The 15,883-nt window shown below is 65.2% G+C and carries 13 protein-coding genes; 6 read left to right on the top strand and 7 right to left on the bottom strand.

The window, feature by feature from the left end:
* Window positions 1-4 precede the first annotated feature (4 nt).
* The 4 genes from AC6HZP_RS06655 (at window position 5) to AC6HZP_RS06640 (ending at window position 3,149) form a co-directional block, all read left to right on the top strand.
* Window positions 5-376 (top strand): copper resistance CopC family protein, encoded by a 372-nt coding sequence (locus AC6HZP_RS06655; protein ID WP_497525912.1) that lies wholly within the window; start codon window positions 5-7, stop codon window positions 374-376.
* Entirely contained in the window at window positions 373-2,286 is a 1,914-nt protein-coding gene (locus AC6HZP_RS06650; RefSeq protein ID WP_497525911.1) for a CopD family protein, read from the top strand. The genes AC6HZP_RS06655 and AC6HZP_RS06650 overlap by 4 nt, the downstream gene beginning before the upstream one ends.
* A gap of 17 nt (window positions 2,287-2,303) precedes the next feature.
* Window positions 2,304-2,705: a copper-binding protein gene (locus AC6HZP_RS06645; protein ID WP_497525910.1), complete on the top strand. Its 402-nt coding sequence runs from the start codon at window positions 2,304-2,306 to the stop codon at window positions 2,703-2,705.
* A 207-nt stretch (window positions 2,706-2,912) separates the two neighbouring features.
* Window positions 2,913-3,149 (top strand): hypothetical protein, encoded by a 237-nt coding sequence (locus AC6HZP_RS06640; protein WP_497525909.1) that lies wholly within the window; start codon window positions 2,913-2,915, stop codon window positions 3,147-3,149.
* Here the strand turns inward: AC6HZP_RS06640 and AC6HZP_RS06635 are convergent.
* The 7 genes from AC6HZP_RS06635 to AC6HZP_RS06605 all read right to left on the bottom strand — a co-directional run bounded on the left by AC6HZP_RS06635 (window position 3,097) and on the right by AC6HZP_RS06605 (window position 13,623).
* Complete coding sequence (locus AC6HZP_RS06635; RefSeq protein WP_497525908.1) at window positions 3,097-3,843, bottom strand: 4'-phosphopantetheinyl transferase family protein; 747 nt, start codon at window positions 3,841-3,843, stop codon at window positions 3,097-3,099. The two genes, AC6HZP_RS06640 and AC6HZP_RS06635, sit on opposite strands and share 53 nt — an antisense overlap.
* Entirely contained in the window at window positions 3,768-7,793 is a 4,026-nt protein-coding gene (locus AC6HZP_RS06630) for a Pls/PosA family non-ribosomal peptide synthetase (RefSeq protein WP_497525907.1), read from the bottom strand. Before AC6HZP_RS06630 ends, AC6HZP_RS06635 begins: the two co-directional genes overlap by 76 nt.
* A gap of 521 nt (window positions 7,794-8,314) precedes the next feature.
* Complete coding sequence (locus AC6HZP_RS06625) at window positions 8,315-9,328, bottom strand: LacI family DNA-binding transcriptional regulator (protein ID WP_497525906.1); 1,014 nt, start codon at window positions 9,326-9,328, stop codon at window positions 8,315-8,317.
* A gap of 191 nt (window positions 9,329-9,519) precedes the next feature.
* Window positions 9,520-10,347, bottom strand: coding sequence for a carbohydrate ABC transporter permease (locus AC6HZP_RS06620; protein WP_497525905.1), 828 nt, complete (start codon window positions 10,345-10,347; stop codon window positions 9,520-9,522).
* Window positions 10,344-11,201 carry a carbohydrate ABC transporter permease gene (locus tag AC6HZP_RS06615; protein WP_201402841.1) on the bottom strand — a complete coding sequence of 286 codons (858 nt, stop codon included), beginning with the start codon at window positions 11,199-11,201 and terminating at the stop codon, window positions 10,344-10,346. Before AC6HZP_RS06615 ends, AC6HZP_RS06620 begins: the two co-directional genes overlap by 4 nt.
* A gap of 66 nt (window positions 11,202-11,267) precedes the next feature.
* A complete protein-coding gene (locus AC6HZP_RS06610; RefSeq protein ID WP_497525904.1) occupies window positions 11,268-12,536 on the bottom strand; it encodes a sugar ABC transporter substrate-binding protein in 1,269 nt (422 codons plus the stop codon).
* A 70-nt stretch (window positions 12,537-12,606) separates the two neighbouring features.
* A complete protein-coding gene (locus AC6HZP_RS06605; RefSeq protein ID WP_497525903.1) occupies window positions 12,607-13,623 on the bottom strand; it encodes a LacI family DNA-binding transcriptional regulator in 1,017 nt (338 codons plus the stop codon).
* 144 nt (window positions 13,624-13,767) lie between these two features.
* Between AC6HZP_RS06605 and AC6HZP_RS06600 the strand changes: the two genes are divergently transcribed.
* Together AC6HZP_RS06600 and AC6HZP_RS06595 are read left to right on the top strand one after the other, a co-directional pair.
* Complete coding sequence (locus tag AC6HZP_RS06600) at window positions 13,768-14,865, top strand: ABC transporter ATP-binding protein (RefSeq protein WP_497525902.1); 1,098 nt, start codon at window positions 13,768-13,770, stop codon at window positions 14,863-14,865.
* Window positions 14,862-15,788: a nucleoside hydrolase gene (locus AC6HZP_RS06595; RefSeq protein ID WP_497525901.1), complete on the top strand. Its 927-nt coding sequence runs from the start codon at window positions 14,862-14,864 to the stop codon at window positions 15,786-15,788. Before AC6HZP_RS06600 ends, AC6HZP_RS06595 begins: the two co-directional genes overlap by 4 nt.
* Window positions 15,789-15,883 lie beyond the last annotated feature (95 nt).

Here is a 15,883-nt window from a genome sequence, read left to right as displayed (position 1 = left end):
TCCGATGACGACCAGCAAGTTGGTGCGAGGAGCTTTCCTCGCACTCACCGCCCTTTTCGTGGCGACGGGTGGCGCCTTCGCCCATAGCGGGCTGCAGCGCTCCGAGCCGCAGGCGGACAGCAAGCTCAAGCGTCCGCCGACCGAGGTGAAGCTCTATTTCTCCGAACAGCTGGAGCCCGCCTATAGCAGCGTCCAGGTCGAGAGCGAGAAGGGCGAAAAGGCGGACCGGAAGGACAGTCGTTTCGATCGCGCCAACCCCAAGCTGTTGCGGGCGACGCTGCCGCCGCTCGAACCGGGCACCTATACCGTCATCTGGCGCGTTCTCTCCGTCGACTCCCATGTGACGCAGGGGCGCTTCAAGTTTCAGGTTGAATGAGCATCGTTCTTCTATCGGCCCTGTGGATTCATGTCGCGGCATGCGTCCTTCTGACGGGCTCGGTCTCGCTGCTGCTGCTGGCCGGACCGCCGCCAAATCCGACCTTTCGCAGATGGGAAGGCGGCGTTCTGGCCAGCGCGCGCTGGCTCGCCATCGCTGCCCTCCTTTCGGGCGTCGTCTGGCTGGCGGCGCGCACGGCGTCGTTTGAGGGCCGCGCCGAGGCCGCTTTCGATCCCGACGCGATCCTGCATGCGATGCTGGACACATGGCCCGGCCTCGTCCTTATGGCGCGGCTGGGGCTCCTCCTCGTCCTGGCAGTCCTTCTCCAGCTTCGCGCCGACGTCACAGCGAAGCTGGACTGGTATGCGGTGCGCAGCGAGGCGTTTGCCCTCGCCGCCGTCGCCCTTGTGCTGTTCGCCGCTTCCGGCCATTCGGCGGCGATCTCCGACAGCCTCTGGCCGCAGGTCAACGACATGGCGCATCTGCTCAGCGCCGGAGTCTGGGTCGGCGGCCTGCCGGCGCTTGCGCTGCTGCTCCATGCCGCGAGCCGAAGCGGCGCGAGGCCCGATCCCTACGCCATACGGACGATGCAGCGGTTTTCGCGAATTGCCCTGGTCGCGGTGCTCATCCTCGCCGGATCGGGCAGCGTATCGGCGTGGCTGTTGCTGGAAGGCGTGCCCGGGCTGCTCGGAACGCTTCACGGACATCTCCTGCTTGCCAAGTTCGCGCTGCTCTTCTTCGCCCTGCTTCTCGCCGCCGCCAGCCGCGCGCGGCTGGCATCCCTCGCCGGCACGGACGAGGCCACCTCCAGCCAGACGGCGCGGGCCATGGCCTGGTACATCGCGGTGGAGGCCGGCCTGGTCATCCTGCTGGTCGGTTTCGCCTCCGCCATGACGGTGACGGCGCCGGCCCGGCACGAAGATCCGGCATGGCCGCTACCGTTCAGGCTGTCCTTCGACGCGATTGCCGACGGCACGACCAGCCAGCTTTTCCTCCTGCCCGTGATCCTGCTGCTTCTGGCTGGATTGGCCTTCGTCCTTGCCTCCCTCGTCTATCCCGGGCGGCGACGCGCGATGATCACGGCGGGGGCCATCGCGGTCCTCGCCTCATTTGGATCCGCGCTTGGGCTATGGCCCTTTGTCGTCCAGGCCTACCCCACCTCCTTCGTCTCGCCGCCGATCCCCTATCAGGTCGGCTCCATCGTCGAAGGCGTGAAGCTCTCGCAGGCAAGGAAGACAGGCAGCACCGCTTCGCCATCGCCCAAGGACTATCCGTCCGCGTCAAACGAGCGGCGGACACCGGGCGACGAATTCGGGCTCCTGAAGGCAGAGGCCGGAGAACTCAGCGACGAACAGCGCTGGAGCGTCGTGAACTATCTGCGAACCGCCGAAGCGGCGCAGGACGAGCGACGCATCGGGCCGGATGTGGTGCCGGACAGCGCCTGGCTGGCCGCTCCGGATTTTCCGATTGCCATGGGCACGCTGACACCGGGACTGCTGCGCGACTATCGCAACAGGAAGATGGTCCTGCTGGTGCTCTACAGCCTGCCCGATTCCCGCGAGCGCATGACCGAGCTTGCGCGGCGCTACGGGGCCCTTTCCGTGCTGGGCGTCGAGGTCGTCGCCGTCGCGCCCACCGGTTCGCCGGATCGCGTGGCGGAGCTTGGCGCGTCGCCCCCCGCCCTCTTCCCGGTGGTCACGGAGGGCAACGAGGATATCACCGCCGCGTACCGCCTGTTCGCGCCGGCCGACACGCACACGGAAATCCTGATCGACCGCCAAGGCTATATCCGCGCCATCTGGCGCGGCAGCGAAACCGGCATGCCCGAGGCTTCCAGCGTGCAGGCGCAGGTGGAAAAGCTCAACGAGGAGAAGACGCCGCCGCCGCTCCCGGAATTGCACATTCATTGACAAAGGCATCGAACCAAATGCGCGCGTGGCACGTCGTCCTGCTTCTCAATCTCGCGCTGGCGATCGGGCTGCTCGTCGGCTACGGCGCCTGGGGCCGTCCGCTCCGTGCCCTCGAAACCGACTACCGGGATCTCCAGAAGCAGGTCGGAGAACTCGAGCGGCAACGCGAGGCGTCGCTTGCCGGCGGCGCGCCCGGCCAGCAGCAATGGGAGGGCCACGGCGTGATCCGGGCCATCCATCCGCGCCTGATCCTGCTCAGCCACGAGGAGATCGCCGACCTGCTTCCGGCCAGGACCACCGGCTTCCGCGTGATCGAGGCCTCCGCCTTCAGCGCCTACCACGTCGGCGACACCGTGCGATTCTGGCTGCAGGGAACCGGTCCCGACAACACGATTCTGGTGAAACTGGAGGCGGAATAGGCGGCATCGCCCTATCCCCGATCGATGCGGGCTCGTCCCGTCCGCAGATTTCCGCCATTCGAGACAGAGGTCGCGGCTGCACGGCAAGGTAGTTGACAAGATCGCTGTCAACCGATCGATTTAGCAGTCGAAATAAATACCCGGCCCCGATATCCGTTGGGCCCGCCGATCCCGATCGACCCGTCTCAGGGAATGGAAGCCTTTGCCATGAAGCGCATCCTCGAGCGCAACGCTGCCGAGCCGCAGGCGCCGACCTGGGATCGGAAAATCCTCGAAGCCGGCGAGACGGCGCTGAAGCGTTCCTCGCTCATCCTCGGCCGCCTGGAATCGGCGCTGAAGCGCGCCTCGGATCATCAGAAATCGCCGGCCACGGACCGGGCTCCGCGTCCGGTCAGCACCAGGCAAGCGTCACCACGCGCGGCCGCGGCAGACAGGAAAGCCTGACGCGACGTCCGGTCGTCGTTTCGGCCAGACCGGAGCGAAGATCGACGGCGATGTCGTCATAGTTGAGGATCACGCCGTCGAGCGGGAACACGGCCTTGTAGACAGCCTCTTTCGCGCTGAAGAGCATGCGGGTCGCGAGCGCCGGATCGATGCCGGCCAGTTGGTCGCCTTGGGCATGGATGAATTCCTCTACCTCCGCCGGCAGTGGTTCCGCCGGCTCGACATCGACGCCGAGGCTTGCCAAGCCAAGATTTGCCACGCCCCCCCTTCGCGCCACCACGGCGACGGCGAATTCGTCGTCATGCGCGAGCGAGCCGATCAGCCCCTCCGGCCACCGGGGCGCGCCGGAAGGTGCGACGGCGATATCCGCGTCAGCATGGCCAAGGTCGCGGCAGAGATCGCGCGCGATCTGGCGGGCCGCCCCGCTGGCGCGCTGACGCATCATAGGCCGCGCCCCGAGGGTGAGCCGTTCGGTCGGCGTCAGCCGGTCCTCGTCGCCGGGGCGGATCCGCCGGCAGCCGATCCACACGCCTTCCGGCACGATCGCCCGCAGGGCCTCGTCGAGCGCGCGCTCTTCCGCCTCGAAGATGCAGCTCATCGACGCTGCCTCGCGCCTTCTCAGCGCCTCGCCGCCGGTGAACCGGGTTCGATGCGCGTGACATAGCCGAACAGCTTGGCCGGGTTGCCGCGCCACACCGTGTCCGGCTCCAGCGTCTCGCCCTTCATGACGAAGCAGTCGACGTCGGCCACGGATCCTTCGCCCATGACGACGCCATAGTGGATGAAGGCCGAGGGCGCCAGCGTGCAGCCCTTGCCGATGCGGATGTAGTCCGACTTGAAGGCGCCCTCCTCCAGCGAATGCGCCTGGATCACGCAGCCCTCGTTCAGCGTCACGTCGTCGCCGATCTCCACCAGCGAGCGTTCGGTCATGATCGAGCCGCCGTCATAGACGCGGCGGCCGACCCGGACGCCGACGAGGCGCAGGATGAGCGGGCGGAACGGCGTCCCCGCGAACAGGTTCATGATCGGCGAGTCGGAGAGCTTCCAATGCCGCTCATGCCGCCAGAAGACGGGATCGTAGATGGTGCTCATGCGCGGCTTCAGCCGCCGGAAGCCAAGGCTGATCCGCTCGAGCAGGATGTAGAACGGAATGGCGACGGCCGAGGTCAGGACGATGGCCGTGAACAGGGCGATCTCGCCCCATTCGGTATAGTAGTTGAGCGCCCGGTCCCAGATCGCCAGGGTCGCGAACAGGAACAGCCACTGCGCGAACACGAACAGGATGGCGGTCCCGAGATTGTGCAGGTTCTTCAACCGCACACGCTGCTTGCGCTCCGCCTCCGAGATCAGGCCGAGCAATTCCTTGTCGCGGTTGACCATGCGCGGGATCTCGAACGGCGGCGAGCCGAGCAGGCCGACATTTTCCCGCACCGGACCGTCGACCGGGACATGCACCTTGGTGCCGAGAAGGCAATTGTCGCCGGCGCGCGCATCCGGCGAATAGAAGATGTTGTTGCCGAAGAAATTGCGCTCGCCGATCTTCGTGTGCTCGAGCCGGAAGGCGGTGGCCGACTTCTGCATGTTGATCATGAACAGGCCGTCCGAGACCATGGTCTTGGAACCGATCTCGCACAGCAGCGGGTTCTCGTGCTGCTGGTTGGTGCCGAAATTCGAGCCGGTCTGCTCGACCTTGTTCAGGTTCCAGCCGAGCGCGCGCAGGTAGTAGACGATCGCCGAGCTGTCGCCGAACAGCGTGTTGAGCAGGCGGATGTTGCTGACGATCTCCGACATGGATTGCAGCCAGTAGTGGAAGCCGTAGAGCGGGTAGATGCGCCCCGGCTTGAGCACCAGGCTGAACAGGCGCGGCACCAGCGCGGCCAGCAGCGTGCCGCCGATGATGAAGCCGAAGACGGTGACCGTCGTGCCGATGGCGACGATGCCGATCGTCTCCTGGTAGTCGTCGCTGACGTTTTCCCAATAGGTATGGAAGAGCAGCGGGAACGGCGTGACGATCGCGAACAGGACGATCAGCTGCACCACCTCGAAGACGACGCGGCGAACGCGCGACAGCGAGACGTTGGGAACGGTGCAATAGTCCGCGTCCGTGGGAATGGCGGGCGAACCATGCCAATGCTCGCCGGAGGGGATGGACTGGCCGCGCTGCAGCGACGAGGCGTGGCCGAGCTGCGAATTGTCGCCCATGCGGGTGTCGATATCGAGCGCCGAGCCGACGCCGACGAACGAGCCCTTGCCGATGCTGATGGGGCCGGTGTGGATATAGCCCGACTGCGCGCGGAAACCGAGGATCATCGATTCCTTGCGCAGGATCGAATTGTCGCCGATCGAGATCAGGTCCGTGCAGACCGGCACCGACCGGCATTCGATGACGGTGCGGTTGCCGAGCCTGGCGCCGAGCAGGCGCAGATAGAGGCTGTAGAGCGGGCTGCCGCGGAACAGCACGACCGGCGCCGTGCGGATCAGGGTCTTCACCACCCAGAACCGATAATAGCGCCAGCCCCAGATCGGGAAGGTCTCTGCCTTCCAGCGGCCGACGAGCAGCCACTTCATGACGACCGCGAAACCCGTCAGGCCAAAGAACATCCCGGCGGAAAGGACGACGCAGCGGAAATAGAGCTTGGCCGGCTCGTCGAGCACGGCATAGACCCAGTTCAGGCCGTCATTGAGCGCCCAGACGGCCAGATAGCTGTAGGCGGCGTAAAACAGCATCTGCCCGGCGCCGCACATCCAGTAGGCGAAATTCGACGCCTTGCGCGACAACATCGGCTCGTTGGCGGCGACAACCACCGCCTCCGGCGCGCGCAGGTGCTGGGCGAGGCTCGCGACGGTCGGATAGGTGTAGATGTCGCGCATCGAGGTCGTCGCCCAATTGGCGCGCTTGCGAACGCGGGCGCAGAAGCGTGCCATCAGGAGCGAGTTGGCGCCGAGATCGTCGAAGAAGTGGTCTTCGATCGAGACGCTGTCGAACTTGAGAACGTCGACCAGCGTCTCGACAAGGAACGTCTCGTCCTCGTTGCGCGGCTCGACCATCGCCCGACCGGCCGCGACGCGGGCGCTGGTGGGCTTGGGCAGCTTCCGCAGGTCCGCCTTGTTGGAAACGGTCATCGGGATCGCCGACAACTCTTCCAGATAGGACGGCACCATGTAGTCGGGCAGTCGCCGCTTCAGTTCCTTGACGAGGTCGGCGCGGTCGATCGGCTCGCCGCCCGATTTCGGCGCGTAATAGGCGACCAGCTCGACGCGCTCGGGCTCGATCTCCCAGGTGGTGACGGCGGCCTGGGCGACCGAAGGCTGGTCGAGCAGCACGGCCTCGATCTCGCCGAGCTCGATGCGGTAGCCGCGGATCTTCACCTGCGTGTCGATGCGGCCGTGATACTCGATCTCGCCCTTCGCATTGATGCGGCCGAGATCGCCGGTGCGATAGATGCGCTGGCTCGGATTGTTCGGGATGCCGATGAAGTCGTGAATGAACTTCTGCTCGGTGAGCTCGGGCCGGTTCAGATAGCCGACCGCGACGCCCATGCCGGCGATGCAGACTTCACCCAACTCGTCGCCCTTCAGCAGGACGGGCTTCGCGGGGTCGAGGATCGCGATCGAATAGGTGGGCAGCGGCGTGCCGATCGTGACCGGTTCGTCGGGGCTGAGCAGCGCCATCGTCGCGGTGACCGTCGCCTCGGTCGGGCCGTAGGTATTGAGGATCTGCCGGCCCGGCTTCGCCCAGCGCTTGACCAGCTTGGGCGAGCATGCCTCGCCACCGACCAGGATGGCGCGCAGGCTCGGCACGTCGGTTTCCACCGAGGACAGCAGCGTCGGGCTGCAGGCCATGCAGGTGATTTCGTGCTGGCGCAGGAAATCGGCCAGTTCCTCGCCCACCAGCGGCTGCTGACCCGGCGCCGGCACGACCGTGGCGCCGGCGGCGAACGGCACCCAGATCTCCTCCGAGGAGAAATCGAAGGCGATCGTCATGCCCTGATAGATGCGGTCGCCCGGCCGGTAGCCATAGGAGGCGGCGGCGACGCGGATGAAATTGCAGAAGCTCTGATGGGTGACGACGACGCCCTTGGGCTTGCCGGTCGTGCCCGAGGTATAGAGGATGTAGCAGGTCGTGTCGTCCGGTCCGATCGGCGTCGGCACGTCGGCGGACTTCAGCTCGATCTCGGACCGCGCCGCGTCGATCGAGATATGCGGCACCGGCAACCGCGCCACCCGCGCCGCATAGTCGGAGACGCTGATGACCATGCTGATCCCGGCATCCTCGATGATCATGATCATCCGGTCTTCCGGGAACGCGGTCGCGAGCGGCACGAAGGCGGCGCCGGCCTTCATCACGGCGAGCACAGCGATGTAGGTCTCGGCCGAACGGTCGAGCAGCAGGCCGATCCGGTCGCCGGCCTTGACGCCGCGCTCGATCAGCAGGCGGGCGAACTGATTCGCGCAGGTGTCCATCTCGCGATAGGACCAGACGCGGCCGCCCGAAATCACGGCGGGGGCGACGTCGAACTGGCTCGCCAATCCGGCAAAATAGCGGTCGAGGCGTTCCCCCGGCGCCCCCTTCTGGACGAAGTCCGCACCGATCAGGATCTGATCCCTTGCGGAGGCCGTGGCGATCTCCGCGATTGCGCTCATTTCGTTCATTGGGGCACGCCGTCAGGGGATTCGGGGGCCTGACTGCTAGTCCCAATTCGGTCGGAGAACAATCGAATCTTGCGTCGCCGGCGTCGCTCGTACGGTTACGACCCAAATGTTGCGTGGCAGCCACCGGCGGGGGAAAAACTGCCCCGGAGGACCCGGTTCCGGCCTCGGTTTCTGGCCCGCAATTCAACCAGCGAACCGCCCGATGCGAGCTGCCCTAACCTCTCCCTGCGGAGAGCTTCGCGCAACACCGCGTCCATCGTGCTGATCGGGTCTTGCCACCCTCCAACGTCATCCCGGCGAAGGCCGGGATCCAGACACACAGCCCTGTGGCCGATAGGCTGGGCCAAGCTTTCTTGGCCGGTGTTTATGGGCCCCGGCCTCCGCCGGGGCGACGGAGCCTTGCCCATAGGCCGTGGGCCGTATGGCGACCTCGGTGTTCTGCAAAGGTCTCCTCCTGGATGGCGCAAATCCGGGAGACTGTCAGAGCGCCTGCGCCCGAGGCGATGACCGGCTCAGTGCGATCGCCCGGTCGACTCCCGCACCACGAGCTTGCCCTGGACCTGGAAGAACTGACCGGCTTCCTTGCCGTCGTCCTCGAGAGCCCGCTGGATGTAGTGGACCGCGAGCTCGACCATCTGCTCGACGTTCTGGTCGACCGAGGTCAGGCGGTAGGATTGCCACGCGCCGACCACGGAGTTGTCGAAGCCCGCGACCAGGAGATCGTCGGGAACTCGAAGGCCGAATTCGCTGCGCGCCACGTCCATCAGGCCAATCGCCATGAGGTCGTTGCAGCAGAAGACCGCGTCCATGGAGGCGCCGCTTCCGAACAGCTTCCGGGCGATCGCCACGCCGCTGTCGTGCGTATAGTCGCCATTCTCGACGACGACGGGCGCGACGCCCCTTTTGGCCAGCGCCCGGAGGAAGCCGGTCTCGCGATCGGTTCCGCTCGAGGCATCGCTGTTGCCCGCGACGAGGCCGATGCGCGTGCAGCCCTGATCCAGAAGATGGTTTCCGACCAGCTCGGCAGCATGTTGGTTGTCGCAGGTGATCGACGTCACCCAGTCGTGCCGGAAATAGCGATTGACCGCGACGACCGGGACCTTCATCCGGCTGATGTTCTCCGTGAGCGTCGAGGTCACGGCATTGATGATGACGAGGGCGTCGACCTGATAGGAGAGCAGCTGGGCGACCTGGGACTTGGTGCTGGTCTCATCGCCGAACAGGACGAGGGGAGCGAGCCCCGTATCCCGCAGGGCGCCGCCGAGAACTTCCAGTATCTTGGCGTAATAAGGGTTCTGCAGATCCGCCGAGACGATGCCGATGATCCCGCTTCGTTGCGTGATCAGGCTTCTGGCCATGGCGTTCGGGTGATAGTTCAGCGCGGCCGCCGCCTTGAGCACCTTGCTGCGGGTCTCGGGAGAGACATAGGCGTTGGGCGTGAAAGTCCTGGACACGGCGGATCGGCTGACCCCGGCGAGCCGCGCGACGTCGATGGATCGCACCCGCGTGTCTCTTCTCTCGCTCACTCTGCGCCGCTTCCTTCCTGATCCGAATCTCTCCGGATAACGCGCCGAAACGCTGGTCTCCCAGCTCTTATCACCCTTTCATTTGGTGGGCGGAATTTATCTCTGAAGGACCGGGCGCCGCACCGGCGCGCCACTTCGGCAGGGCCTCGAAGCGCGGCGCCCGCTCGTTGCCGAGCGGGCGCCGCCGTTCGCTATTCCTTGCTTCCGGTCGCGGCGATCGACGCCGAATAGAAGCGCTGCAGAATGACCAGCACCGCCATCGGGATCGCTGCGATGAACAGGGCCGCCGCGAAGATCAGCCCGTAGTCGATCTGGTAGCCATTGGAGAATTGGGCGATGGCGACCGCGGCGACCTTGTACTCCGCACCCGGCGCGATCAGCAGCGGCCACAGATAGGACTGCCACTGGAAGACGAACAGGATGATCGCCGCGCTGACCAGGGCAGGCACGGACAGCGGCAGATAGATCGACCAGTAGATCCGGAACCATCCCATTCCGTCGACGACCGCGGCCTCGCGGATCTCCCGCGGAATGCCCAGGAAGAACTGGCGCAGGAGAAACACCGCGAGCCCGTTGCCGATGCCGGGCAGGATCAGGCCGGCATAGCTGTCCTGAAGACCGAAGGAGCGCATGATCGCGAACAGAGGCACCGCGATGGCGTCGAACGGAATGAGGAAGCTGATGACCATCACCGCGAAGATCGCGTTGCGGAAGGGGAATTCGATGACCGCGAGAGCAAAGGCGGCCATCGAGCAGAGGACGAGGCCGATCGCAATGGTGATCGAGGAGACGAGGATCGAGTTCCAGATCGCCAGCCGGAAGGGACTGTTCCAGACACCGAGGACGTTGCGGAACGTCCACTCGTCCGGCCAGAACGTGTAGAGGCTGATCGGCGACAGATATCGGAAGATCGAATCCGTCGGCCGGAAGGCGCTGATCATCAGCCACCAGAGCGGGACGAAGAAGATGACGGCGACCGCGACGATCGCAACCTTGCGAGGCAGCGACGTGGTGCTCATGCCCGATCCTCCTTCGTGCTCATCAGGCGGAACTGGATCGACACCACGAGCAGCGTCGCGGCGACGAGGACGACGGTCGAGGCGGCCGCGCTCGAGGGGTCGCTCAGGATAAAGGCCTGCGAATAGATCTCGTTCATGATCAGATTGGTGGAGCCTTGCGGACCGCCCTGCGTCAGGATCTGGACGGGCGCGAAGACGAGGAAGTTCGCAACCGTGTTCGCTACCAGCACGAAGGTGAGCGGGCGCCTGAGCTGCGGCAGGGTCACGAAACGGAACTGCTGCCAGCGATTGGCGCCGTCGATCCGGACCGCCTCATAGAGCGACTGCGGTATTTCCTGCAGCCCGGCGATGAGGAACGTCATCCAGTATCCGACCCCGATCCAGCTGACGATCAGCATGATCGAGGCGAGCGCCTGGTCGGGCGAGGTGAGAAAGCGGAGCGGAGCGAGGCCGAAGGTTTCGAGCATCGAGTTGACCAGCCCGTCGGGCCGGAGCGCGACGCCCCAGACGACAGCCGAAACGCTCGGGGGTATGGCGACCGGCAGCAGGATGATCGTGCGCCAGAAGCCGATGGTGCGCATGCCGGCGTTCATGAGGACGGCGAGCGCGAGCGCGACGGCGATCTGGAGCGGATTGATGATGATCGAGTAGATCAGGGTCGTCTTGAGACTGCCCAGGAAACTCTCGTCGGTGAAGATATACGAGTAGTTCTCGAGGCTGAATCCGCCGCCGGGCGCCTGAAACGAGTTGTAGACCGCGACCGCGGCCGGCCAGAGCCTGAGCACGAACACGGAAATGAGGGCGGGCGCCAGGAACGCCAAGGCGACCAGGAACCGAGACTTGCTAGATGCCATCTTGCGCTGATCCTATCCCGAAGGGCGGGAGATGCATTGGCACCTCCCGCCAATCAAAAACCGCGATTACTTGAGGCGCGAGAGCTGCCTGTCAATCTGCCGGTCTGCCGCCTTCAGCGTATCGGCGGCGTCCGCACCGTTGCGGATGTCGGCGAACGACTTGTTCATGACGGTTTCGAACGCGACGAAGCCTGTGGTGCGCGGACGACCGACGGCGGTGTTCTTGAGCTCCGAATTGATCAGCTCGACGACCGGACCGATCTTCGGCTCCAGCGCCTCCATGTTCTTGGCATAGGTCTTGAAGGCATCCGGATTGGTGGGGGGAACCGGATTGTTGGCCGTCGTCAGGTAGTTGCCCTCGCCGCTCAGCGAAGCGTATTCGGCGAACGCCTGCGCCGCTTCGAGCTTGGTCGTGTTCGGGTTGATCGCCAGCGCCCACGAGCCCGTCGCCGTCACCGGCTTGCCGTCCTTGAAGTAGGGATGCGGGGCGACGCCATAGTCGAGACCCTTGGCGGCCTCGAAGCGATGGATCGACCAGGGACCGCCGACCAGGAACGCGACCTCGCCGTTGAAGAACAGGTCGTCGGTCTGCTCAGGGGTCACGCCGCGCGGCGCGACGCCGTCGGCGAAGAGATCGCCATACCACTTGGCCGTCTTGGCCCAGGCCTCGCTGCCGACATCCGACTTCAGGAGGCCGTCGCCCGTCAGGCCCGAACCCGCGCCGGCGGACTCGAACAGAGCCTGCAGCTGGTAGTAGCGGTCGAACTGCTGGAATTCGAGGCCCCACTTGGCGCCGGCCTTCTGCGCCGCCTTCGCGGCCTCGACGACCTGGTCCCAGGTCAGGCGCTTGTCGACATCGCCCGAGGGCAGCTCGACGCCGGCCTTCTTGAGCAGGTCGCGGTTGAAGTAGAGCATCTGCGTCGATGTCCACATCGGATAGGCGAAGATCTTGCCGTCGAAGGAGACCTGCTCGATGTCGACCGGGTTTGGCGCCCCGGCTTTGATCTGGTCCGCGCGCTCGCTGAGATCCTTGAGATAGCCCTTGGCCGCGAAGGCGGGAATGCGGGGCGTGTCGGCGGCGATGACGTCGATGCCCGAGTCGCCCTGGCCGATGCGCGACTCGACGGCCGCGTTCAGGTCGTTGAAGGGCACGGACTGGTGCACGACCTTGATATCGGGATGAAGCTTCTCGAAGCCATCGATGACCGGCTGCATCGTGTCTTCACGTTCGGCGGTGAGCAGCGTGATGGTCGTCTGCTGGGCCTGCACGGTTCCGGCGGCGACAAGCGTCACCAGGCCAACCAGCGCGCCCGACAGTGTTCTGATGTTTCCCATGTCTTTCCTCCTCAGTATGCACACATGTGCATATCCACGATTTGCATTTGGCCCCGTCGCTGTCAACCGGTCAGATGGGCGATGACGTCGAGTGCCGAACGATCAGCGTTCCCTTGACCTGGAGGTGCTGGCCGGTCGGCCCGCCGTCGCCGCGCAACTGCCGAAGGACGATTTCGACGGCTAAATCAATCATTTGCGGAATGTTCTGATCGACCGTCGTCAGGCTGTAGGATTGCCAGGAACCGACCGCGGAATTGTCGAAACCCGCGACCCTGAGATCCTCGGGAACGCGCAGGCCAAACTCGCTTCTCGCGACGTCGACGACGCCCATGGCCATCAGGTCGTTGGCACAGAAGACCGCGTCGGGCGCGACTGCCCGCTCGAGCAGGCTTCGGCCGGCGAGGACGCCGCTGTCATGGCTGTAGTCGCCGGTTTCGATGGCGATCGGGGCGGCGCCGCGCTCCACCAGTGCGCGAAGGAACCCCGCCTCCCGGTCCCGGCTGCTCGACGTGTCTGCCTTGCCGGTGACCAGCGCAATCCGCGTCGACCCCACACCGTGCAGGTGATCGGCGACGGAACCGGCGGCGTGGATGTTGTCGCAGGTGATCGACGTGATCCAGTCCTGCGGAAAGTAGCGATTGACCGCCACGACCGGCAGTTTCATCCGGCTGACGGTCTCGGTGAGCCGGGAAGACAGCACCGCATTCGTCACGATCAGCGCGTCGACCCGGTAGGAAAGGATCTGCGAAATCTGGGCTTTCGTGCTGGTTTCATCGCCAAACAGAACCAGCGGCGCGAGCCCCTGCCCCTGCAGGGCGCCGCCGATCCGTTCCAGCGTGAGGGCGTAGAAGGGGTTCTGCAGGTCCGCGGATATGACGCCGACGATGCCGCTCCTCTGCGTCGTCAGCGAGCGCGCCATGGCGTTTGGATAGTAGGTCAGGGCCTGCGCGGCGCGGAGCACCTTGGCTCTTGTCGCATCGGACACATAGGCGCCGGGCGTGAATGTCCGGGAGACAGCCGAGCGACTGACCCCGGCCAGTCGCGCGACATCGATCGCGCGGACCCTGCCCTCTTTTTTATCGCCCATGGATTCTTTCTCTTGACCCTCGTCATCCGGCATTTGTACATACTGCACACGTGACCACAATACTTTTGCTGCCATGCGGACGGTCGTTTGCGATCCGTACGAGGCAAGCGGAGGCCCCATGGGAGGGGACAGGGAGGACATGCTTTGAGTGCCGTCGAGCTGCGCAATCTCAAGAAGTCATTCGGTCGGGTCGAGGTCGTCCAGGGCGTCAATCTGACCGTCAGGCAGGGCGAGTTTCTCGCCCTCGTCGGCCCGTCGGGCTGCGGGAAGTCGACCCTGCTCAGGATGATCGCGGGGCTGGAAACCGCGACCTCCGGCGAGATCGAGTTCGATGGCAAGGTCGTCAATTCGCTCGACCCGAAGCAGCGCAACATCGCGATGGTGTTTCAGAACTACGCGCTCTACCCGCACATGACGGTGCGCGAGAACATGTCGCTCAACCTGCGCCTGTCCGGGATCGCCAGGGCCGACATCGAGAAGCGCGTCAACGACGCCGCGCAATTGCTGCAGATCGACGGGATCATGGATCGCCGCCCGTCGCAATTGTCGGGCGGACAGCGGCAGCGCGTGGCCATGGGCCGCGCCATCGTCCGCAACCCCGGCGTTTTCCTGTTCGACGAGCCGCTGTCCAACCTCGACGCGAAGCTGCGCGTCCTGATGCGCGCCGAGATCAAGGCGCTGCACCAGAAGGTCCGCACGACCTCGATCTACGTCACGCATGATCAGATCGAAGCGATGACGCTGGCGGATCGCATCGCCGTGCTGAACGGCGGCAAGATCGAGCAGATCGGCACGCCGATCGAGCTCTACAGCAACCCGGCCAACCGGTTCGTCGCCGGCTTCATCGGCTCGCCGGCCATGAACTTCCTGGCCGGCAAGGTGGTGAACGGCAAGGCGGTCGTGCCGCAGTCGGCGGACGCCCTCCCCCAGGTGGCGGTCGCCGATCTGCCGGAAGGAACGGCCGTCGAGATCGGGCTGCGCCCCGAGCACATCACCCTGACGGAAGAGGCAGGATTGCCCGCCGTCGTGAGCCAGGTCGACCAGACGGGTTCGCAGACGCATCTCGTCGTCGATGTGTTCGGGCAGTCCGTGACCGTCGTGCTCGAGGGGATGGTGATGCTGGAGCCTGGCGACACCGTCCGGATCACCGCGAAAACCGAAGACATTTACCTGTTCACCGCCAGCGACGGCAAAGCCGTTCGCGCGCGGCCCGAGCCTCGCATCAGGGAGAAACGTGCATGACAGTGCTGGACTACGCCGACCACTTGCGTTTGCTGGAGGCGCCTTCTGGCCGTGTGAAGTGTGTCCTGGACACCGATACCTTCAACGAGATCGATGACCAGTTCGCGATCGTGCAGTTGCTGTTGTCTTCGGATCGCCTGGACCTGCAGGCGATCTACGCCGCGCCGTTCCACAATGACCGTTCGAACGACGCCGGTCACGGGATGGAGCTCAGCTATGACGAGATCCTGCGCCTGCTCGAGCGTATGGACGTCAGCCCGGAAGGCCTCGTCTACAAGGGCGTGACCGAGTATGTCGGGCCGCAGAAGGTGGTTCGCGAGGCGCCGGCCGTCGATGATCTGATCGCGCGCGCCCGCGCCAGCACGCCCGACGCGCCGCTCTACGTGATCGCGATCGCCGCGATCAGCAACGTCGCCTCGGCGATCCTGAAGGCCCCCGACATCGTCGACCGGATCGTCGTCGTCTGGCTCGGCGGCCATGCGCTGGAATGGCCGGATGTTCGGGAATTCAACCTGAAGCAGGATGTCGGCGGCGCGCAGGTGCTGTTCGACAGCGGCGTCCCCGTCGTGCTGTTCCCCTGCATGGGCGTCGTTTCCCATCTCCTCAGCACGGTTGCCGAGATCGAGCGCTATGTCGAGCCGCATGGCGACATCGGCCGCTTCCTGGCGCAGCGCTACAAGGAATATTCCGACGATCATCTCGGCTGGTCCAAGGAGATCTGGGACATGGCGCCCGTCGCCTGGCTGATCGATCCGAGCTGGTGCGACAGCGTCATCGTTCCGACGCCGGTTCTCACCGACCAGGTGACCTGGAGCGTCGACCGCGGCCGTCACCCGATGCGCTATGTCCACAGGATTCACCGCGATCCGATCCTCAAGGATTTCTTCGTCAAGCTCAAAGCCTGGAACGACAAGCGCGGATAGTCGCAGACGATGCCCCGCCGGATTTGGTATGACTGACCAGGAACGGTAACCTTCGAAGAGCCTCCCAGCTTTGAAGGTCCGGCGAGGGACCCCGA

The organism is Kaistia sp. SLG-1, from assembly GCF_059699055.1.
Note: the sequence above shows the minus strand (reverse complement) of the source record. Positions and strands in the feature narration are given on the sequence as shown.